Consider the following 7,240-nt stretch of genomic DNA (forward strand, 5'->3'; position numbering starts at 1 on the left):
GTGACTGACGAAAGCTATTGGGACAGTGTGTGGTCCCCTGCACAGTCCTCGCTGTCTGCATTGAGCGGTTCAGATTTCTACTACGGGAAAAATGGCCTCTTCGCCAGGTTGATTCATGCGCGGCTTGGCTCGATCAAGGGCACTCGTATTCTGGAACTGGGAGGTGGCGGTGAAAACAAACGCCTCTTGTCCATGAATAAATGGATGGGCGCAGACGTCACGGCACTCGATTTCTCAGATGAGGGCCTGAGAGTAGTCAAGGAGCTGTTTGATATCAATCAATGCTCAGGCCACTTCCTCAACGCCGACATATGCAACTGGACACCCGATCAGCAATACGACACCGTCGTTCACTGGGGTGTCCTGGAACATTTCATTGATCCAAGGCCTATGCTTGAGAAATCATTTTCCGCCTTGAAAAGTAACGGCAGGCTGCTTTTTTCGATGCCGAACATGGAAGCTGTTGGCGCGCAACTGTGGAAAAACTGGTGCCCTGAAAACTGGTCGAAACACGTATTTCACTCCAGGGAACTCATCGAAAAAACGTTACATGAGATCGGCTTCTCAACAGTTGGAAGCTTCCATTATGGCGTGCCGTTCTTGAAAGGCGCTGAGTGGGAGATTGCTGCCATGGGCCAGCGTCCCATCGACCTGTTACAGAAAGTCTGCAGTGCCTCGGCACGGGTAGTACCGATTTTTCATAAATATGGAAACAAGCATATCTCGATGGAAAGAGGATTCATTGCGGTCAAGTGATCGAGACTTGAGTAAACGGGATCGACTCTTTCATCACTTTGCCGAGTGTAGAAAAACCGGACATTGTCCGGTTTTTTGTTGGCCACGCTATACCAGACTTATCCGCCACCTCGGCTGAACTTTTCTTGCCGTTGTCCCCTCAACCGGATATCTGCCGTTGCCGGAACAGAGGACGCTTATGAAAACCCTGAGCAAGCTGACCCTCGCTATCACCCTCGCCTGCGCCCTGCCCGCCTGGGCCTGCACCCCCGACGAAGCCACTGCCAAGCGCGAGCAACTGGCCCGGGAAGTGGCAAGGCTCACCGAGCAAAATCCGACCAAGGCCAAGGAGATCAATGATGAGTTGCAGAAGATGGATCTGGGCACTGCCGCCAAGGACCTGCCGGACAAGTGCCAGTTGATCGACCAGCGCTTGAAGGAACTGGAGTCTGCCGAGAAGAAAGCCGAAGGCTGATAAAACACCAGGGATAAAAAAACCCGGACACCGTCCGGGTTTTTCACTGATCGTCTACAACGACTTACTCAGCCGCCGGTGCTTCCGGCTTGCGGCGCTTGAGTGGGGCCATGCCGTCCTTGCTGACCAGGGAATCGCTCTTGGGCCGGTTGGCGCTCTTGCGCTTGGTCGGGGTCTTGGCGGCAGTTTTTTTCTTGTCGCCCTTGGCGTCGGTCTTTTTCTTCTTCACGCCAACAGCCTTGCCCGAGGCCTTGACCTTTTTCGGTCCGCCGTAGGTGCCTTTGACTTCCTTGATGGTGCGGCGCTCGAAGCTCTGCTTGAGGTAGCGCTCGATGCTCGACATCAGGTTCCAGTCGCCGTGGCAGATCAAAGAGATGGCCAAGCCATCGTTGCCGGCGCGACCGGTACGACCGATACGGTGCACGTACTCATCACCGCTGCGCGGCATGTCGAAGTTGATCACCAGGTCCAGGCCGTCCACGTCCAGACCACGGGCTGCGACGTCGGTGGCCACGAGGATTTTCACGCCACCCTGCTTCAGGCGGTCGATCGCCAGCTTGCGATCCTTCTGGTCTTTCTCGCCGTGCAGCACGAACGCCTTGTATTCCTGCGCCACCAGGCGGCCGTAGATGCGGTCGGCCATGGCCCGGGTGTTGGTGAACACGATGGCTTTCTGGTAGGTCTCGTTGGCCAGCAACCAGTTGACGATCTGTTCTTTGTGCTGGTTGTGGTCAGCGGTGATGATTTGCTGGCGAGTGGTTTCGTTCAGCTGGCTGACCGCGTTGAGCTGCAAGTGCTCAGGGTTGTTCAGGACCTTGGCGATCATCTCGCGCAAGCCCGAACCACCGGTGGTGGCGGAGAACAGCATGGTCTGCTGACGGTTGGTGCACTCGTCCACCAGACGCTGAACGTCGTCGGCGAAGCCCATGTCGAGCATACGGTCGGCTTCGTCGAGCACCAGCACTTCAACTTCTTTCAAGTCGAGGTTGCCGGCGTTCAATTGCTCGATCATCCGGCCCGGGGTACCGATCAGAATGTCGGGTACCTTGCGCAGCATGGCGGCCTGGACCTTGAAGTCTTCACCGCCGGTGATCAGGCCGGACTTGATGAAGGTGAACTGCGAGAAGCGTTCAACTTCCTTCAAGGTCTGCTGGGCCAGTTCGCGGGTCGGCAGCAGGATCAGGGTCTTGATGCTGACGCGGATTTTCGCCGGGCCGATCAGACGGTTGAGAATCGGCAAAACGAATGCAGCGGTTTTACCGCTACCGGTTTGCGCCGTCACCCGCAGGTCACGCCCCTGGAGCGCCAGCGGGATGGCCGCGGCTTGCACAGGCGTTGGCTCGACAAATTTCAGCTCGGCCACGGCTTTGAGCAGGCGTTCGTGCAGGGCGAATTGGGAAAACACGGGTGCTACCTCGAAGAAATGCAAAAAAACAGCTGCATAGGGTAACGGTTTCGAGCGCTCAGGCCGAGTTTCTTTATACAAATGGCGGTAAACAGTTGGTTTTTTGTTGCCTGATTTTTCCCGAAACGTAATACAAAGCGTCTTAAATGCTCTAATCCCCTCTCGCGCCTTATAGAAGAATCGTTTCAACCATGGATATCAAACAGCTCTGGACCAACGTCCTGGACCTTTGGGGTGCCCTCGACCAGCACCCGCTCGTGCACTCCAGCCTTTCGCTGTTGCTACTATTGGCGATTGCGCTGTTCCTCGGACGGGTGGCGCGTTACCTCATTCTGCACGCGGCAAAAATGCTCAGCCGCCAGCCGGCCCTGCACTGGGTCAATGATTTCCTACAGAACAAGGTGTTCCATCGCCTGGCGCAGATCACCCCTTCACTGGTGATCCAGTTCGGCCTCAATCTGGTGCCGGACCTGAGCAAAACCAGCCTGAACTTCCTCGGCAACGTCGCACTGTCCTTCACCTTCCTGTTTCTGCTGCTGGCGGTCAGCGCCCTGCTCAACGCCCTGCTGGACATCTACGCCCGCACCGAGCACGCCCGCACCCGCTCGATCAAAGGCTATGTGCAATTGGCGAAAATGGTGCTGTACGTGTTTGGCGCGATCATCATCGTCGCCACACTGATCGATCGCTCGCCGCTGTTGCTACTGTCAGGCCTGGGCGCCATGTCGGCGGTGATCCTGTTGGTCTACAAGGACACGCTGCTGTCGTTCGTCGCCAGCGTGCAACTGACCAGCAATGACATGCTGCGGGTCGGCGACTGGATCGAGATGCCCCAGGTGGGCGCCGACGGCGATGTGGTAGACATCACGCTGCACACGGTCAAGGTGCAGAACTTCGACAAGACCATTGTCTCGATCCCGACCTGGCGCCTGATGTCGGAGTCGTTCAAGAACTGGCGCGGCATGCAGGCTTCCGGTGGCCGCCGAATCAAACGCAGCCTGTTCATCGACGCCAGCGGCGTACGCTTTCTGCGTGACGACGAAGAACAGAAGCTGTCCCAGGTGCACTTGCTCACCGACTACATGACCCGCAAACAGGCCGAACTCAAGGCCTGGAACGAAGCCCAGGGCAACGTCGCGGCCATGTCGGCCAACCGTCGGCGGATGACCAACATCGGCACTTTCCGCGCCTATGCGCTGGCCTACCTGAAGAGTCATTCGGGGATCCAGCCGAACATGACCTGCATGGTGCGTCAGATGCAGACCACGGCCCAGGGTATTCCGCTGGAAATCTACTGTTTCACCGGCACCACGGCGTGGGCCGACTACGAGCGGATCCAGGGGGATATTTTCGACTACCTGCCGGCGGTGCTGCCGGAGTTCGGGTTGAACCTGTATCAGCAGCCGAGCGGATCGGATTTGCGTGCGGGGATATTGCCGGCGGTACTGGGCGCGAGCCATCTTCCCGAAGCCGAAAAACGCAGGGTGTAACACCACAAAAACAAATGTGGGGTTTGTGTGGCGAGGGAGCTTGCTCCCGCTGGACAGCGAAGCTGTCCCAATGACTGCAGTCCGGTTCCTTCAGACAACCACGGTCGGCTGGTACTACGACTGCTGCGCAGCCGAGCGGGAGCAAGCTCCCTCGCCACAAGAGCCCGCTCCCACAAGGGTTACATCGTTTTCAGAATTTACGGGTTACTTCACCTGCCGCTGCGGTGCCTTGTGCACCATGGTGTAGGCGTAATCCACGCCCATGCCGTACGCGCCGCTGTGTTCCAGCACCAGTTCCATCACCGCCTCGTAAGTATCCTTGTGCGCCCAGTCACGCTGGTACTCGAGCAACACTTGTTGCCAGGTCACCGGCACCGCGCCGGCCTGAATCATCCGTTGCACCGACATGTCATGGGCTTCCTTGCTGGTGCCGCCGGAGGCGTCGGTGACGATGTACACCTCATAGCCTTCAGCCAGGGCTTCCAATGCCGGGAAAGTCAGGCACACCTCGGTCCACAGCGCGGCAATGATCAGCTTCTTGCGACCGGTGGCTTTCACCGCGTCTACCAGTGCCTTGTCTTCCCAGGAGTTCATCGAAGTGCGTTCGATCGGCTTTTGATCCGGGTGCACAGCCAGCAATTCGGGCCAGATGTAACCGCTGAAGCTTTCGGTTTCGACCGAGGTGTAGATGGTCGGCACGTTGAAGATCTTCGCCGCCTTGGCCAGGCCCACGGTGTTGTTCTTCAGGGTCTGACGGTCGATGGACTGCACGCCGAAAGCCATTTGCGGCTGGTGGTCGATCAGGATCAGGGCGGAGTTGGTTGGGTTGAGCAGTTCACGAATAGACATGGCGCGTTCCTTTTGATGTCGATACTTCGAATGGGTGAGGGGTTAGTCGACCGTGCCTTCTGCGGCGTTGTTGTCGGCTTGGATGTCACTTTAGGGGCTGGCGATAAAAGGGACAATTACCTAAAATCGAGAAACATTGATTCTAAAAAAGGGACAATATGGATCGCATCGAATGCATGCGCGCCTTCGTCGTCACGGTCGGCGAGAACGGCTTCGCCGCAGCCGCCCGGGCCATGGATGTGCCTCGCTCGAAAGTCAGCAAACAGATTCAGGCGCTGGAAGAAGCCATCGGTGTGCAATTGCTGCAACGCACCACCCGCAGCCTGCACCTGACCGAAGCCGGGGCCGAGTATTTCGATGCTGCACGGGAGGTGTTGGCGGCACTGGACGAGGCCGAGCAACGCGCCCGTGACGGCATCGGTGAGTTACGCGGTGTGTTGCGGGTCAATGCGCCGATGTCGTTCGGTCTTCGGCGGCTGGGGCCATTGATTCCGCTGTTTCACGAACAGCACCCGAACATCGAGTTGCAACTGGTGCTCAGCGACCAGCAGGTCGACCCGGTGCGGGGCGGGTTTGACGTGACCATCCGTATCGCCAGCATGCCCGACTCGACGATGATCGCCCGGCAACTGGCACCCGCACCACGCATCATGGTGGCATCCCCGGCTTATCTCGAGCGCGCGGGCGTTCCGCAGACTCCGCAGGATCTGCGCGCCCATCAATGCCTGAACTACGGGTATCTGCAGAGCGGTGTCAGCCTGCAACTGTGCAATGGCAAGGAAACCCAACGGGTGAACGTCACCGGCCCACTCCACGCCAACAACGGCGACCTGCTCGCCCAGGCCGCCGAAGCCGGCATGGGCATCGCCCTGCTGCCCGACTTCATCGTCGAGGATGCGCTGGCGGCCGGGCGAGTGGTGCCAGTGCTGTGTGAATGGCAGGCCCCGGCGATCACCATCAATGCGGTGTATTCGTCGGCGCGGCGGGTGCCACAGAAGACCCGGGCGTTTATCGAGTTTCTGGTGGGGCAACTGGCGCCGAAGTGATTTTCGAAGATCGCGCAATCTATTGTGGGAGCGGGCTTGCTCGCGAAAGCGGAGTGTCAGTCGACGAAGATGTTGCCTGATCCACCGCTATCGCGAGCAAGCTCGCTCCCACAGAGGTATAGGGTTACCCAGGGTTTAGTGAATGGCCACAGGCTGGCGTACGCCCAACCGACTGATCCACACCGCCAGCAAAATCACCGAACCGCCGAGCAACAACCGCCCCAGTTCTTCGTGCTGATTCCAGATGAGCAGATTGATCAGCAGCCCCACTGGCACATGCAGGTTGTTCATCGCCGCCAGGGTCCCGCCGCTGACCAGACACGCCCCCTTGTTCCACCAGTAAAGACCCAAAGCGGTCGAGACCAGTCCGAGGAACAGCAGCACGCCCCATTGCAACGGTGCTTCAGGCAGGAAGTCCTGTTTGCCGAACAGCAGAAACGCCGGCAACACCACCGCCAGAGCACCGAGGTAGAAGAAGCCGAAGCGACGGTAATGCGGCAGATCGCTCGGATGACGCGCGACCAGATGTTTGTAGAGCACCTGCCCGGCAGCGAAGGTGAAGTTGGCCAGTTGCAGCAACAGGAAGCCCATGAAGAAGTCCGGGTTGATCCGGTCAAAGCGAATCACCGCCGCCCCCGCCACCGCCACCAGAGCCGCGACCAGGGCCCATGGATTGAAACGACGATTGAGCGCATCCTCGATCAGGGTCACGTGCAGCGGCGTGAGGATGGTGAACAGCAACACTTCCGGCACCGTCAGTACGCGAAAGCTCAGGTACAGGCAGACATAGGTCACGCCGAACTGCAACGCGCCGATCAACAGCATGCCGCGCATGAATGCCGGCTCCACCGAACGCCAGCGGGTCAGCGGGATGAACACCAGCCCCGCCAGCAACACGCGTACCAGCACGGCGAAGTAACTGTCGACATGACCGGCCAGGTATTCGCCGATCAAACTGAAGGAAAACGCCTGGATCAGCGTGACAAAAAGTAGATAGCCCATGCTCGCCTCATTTCGAATGGCGGCGACGATAGCGGTTTTTGCTGCTGATCGCGAACACCCAAATAATACAAATTCCTTGTGGGAGCGAGCTTGCTCGCGATGACTGAGTGTCAGTCGACAACACCTTGTCTGACACACCGCAATCGCGAGCAAGCTCGCTCCCACAGAGTTTTGCAGGTGTTCGTCAGATCGCAGGCAAAAAAAAGGTTCTTCACGCAATTCCGGGGAACACCGATAG

The 7,240-nt window shown here is 58.3% G+C and carries 7 protein-coding genes; 4 read left to right on the forward strand and 3 right to left on the reverse strand.

Annotated features, from left to right (window positions below; all coding sequences use genetic code 11):
* The gene (locus ACM6IT_RS17750) at window positions 1-756 is read left to right on the forward strand and encodes a class I SAM-dependent methyltransferase (RefSeq protein WP_414918434.1); all 756 of its coding nucleotides are present in this window, start codon (window positions 1-3) and stop codon (window positions 754-756) included.
* Window positions 757-934: 178 nt separating this feature from the next.
* Window positions 935-1,210 (forward strand): hypothetical protein, encoded by a 276-nt coding sequence (locus ACM6IT_RS17755; protein WP_056721400.1) that lies wholly within the window; start codon window positions 935-937, stop codon window positions 1,208-1,210.
* A 64-nt stretch (window positions 1,211-1,274) separates the two neighbouring features.
* On the opposite strand, the gene ACM6IT_RS17760 is transcribed toward ACM6IT_RS17755, so the two are convergent.
* Window positions 1,275-2,615 (reverse strand): DEAD/DEAH box helicase, encoded by a 1,341-nt coding sequence (locus tag ACM6IT_RS17760; protein ID WP_046043701.1) that lies wholly within the window; start codon window positions 2,613-2,615, stop codon window positions 1,275-1,277.
* A gap of 191 nt (window positions 2,616-2,806) precedes the next feature.
* Here ACM6IT_RS17760 and ACM6IT_RS17765 point away from each other — a divergent pair, with 191 nt between their 5' ends.
* Complete coding sequence (locus tag ACM6IT_RS17765; protein ID WP_414918435.1) at window positions 2,807-4,105, forward strand: mechanosensitive ion channel family protein; 1,299 nt, start codon at window positions 2,807-2,809, stop codon at window positions 4,103-4,105.
* A gap of 204 nt (window positions 4,106-4,309) precedes the next feature.
* Here ACM6IT_RS17765 and ACM6IT_RS17770 read toward each other — a convergent pair whose 3' ends face one another.
* On the reverse strand, window positions 4,310-4,954 hold the full coding sequence (locus ACM6IT_RS17770) for a hydrolase (protein ID WP_008018228.1): 645 nt from the start codon (window positions 4,952-4,954) through the stop codon (window positions 4,310-4,312).
* 158 nt (window positions 4,955-5,112) lie between these two features.
* Here ACM6IT_RS17770 and ACM6IT_RS17775 point away from each other — a divergent pair, with 158 nt between their 5' ends.
* Window positions 5,113-6,000 (forward strand): LysR substrate-binding domain-containing protein, encoded by an 888-nt coding sequence (locus ACM6IT_RS17775; protein ID WP_414913231.1) that lies wholly within the window; start codon window positions 5,113-5,115, stop codon window positions 5,998-6,000.
* Window positions 6,001-6,135: 135 nt separating this feature from the next.
* Here the strand turns inward: ACM6IT_RS17775 and ACM6IT_RS17780 are convergent, their stop codons facing one another.
* Window positions 6,136-7,002: a carboxylate/amino acid/amine transporter gene (locus tag ACM6IT_RS17780; RefSeq protein WP_414918436.1), complete on the reverse strand. Its 867-nt coding sequence runs from the start codon at window positions 7,000-7,002 to the stop codon at window positions 6,136-6,138.
* Between the last annotated feature and the right edge of the window lie 238 nt (window positions 7,003-7,240).

It is taken from the genome of Pseudomonas sp. IT-P4 (assembly GCF_949767755.1).
GTDB lineage: Bacteria > Pseudomonadota > Gammaproteobacteria > Pseudomonadales > Pseudomonadaceae > Aquipseudomonas > Aquipseudomonas monachiensis.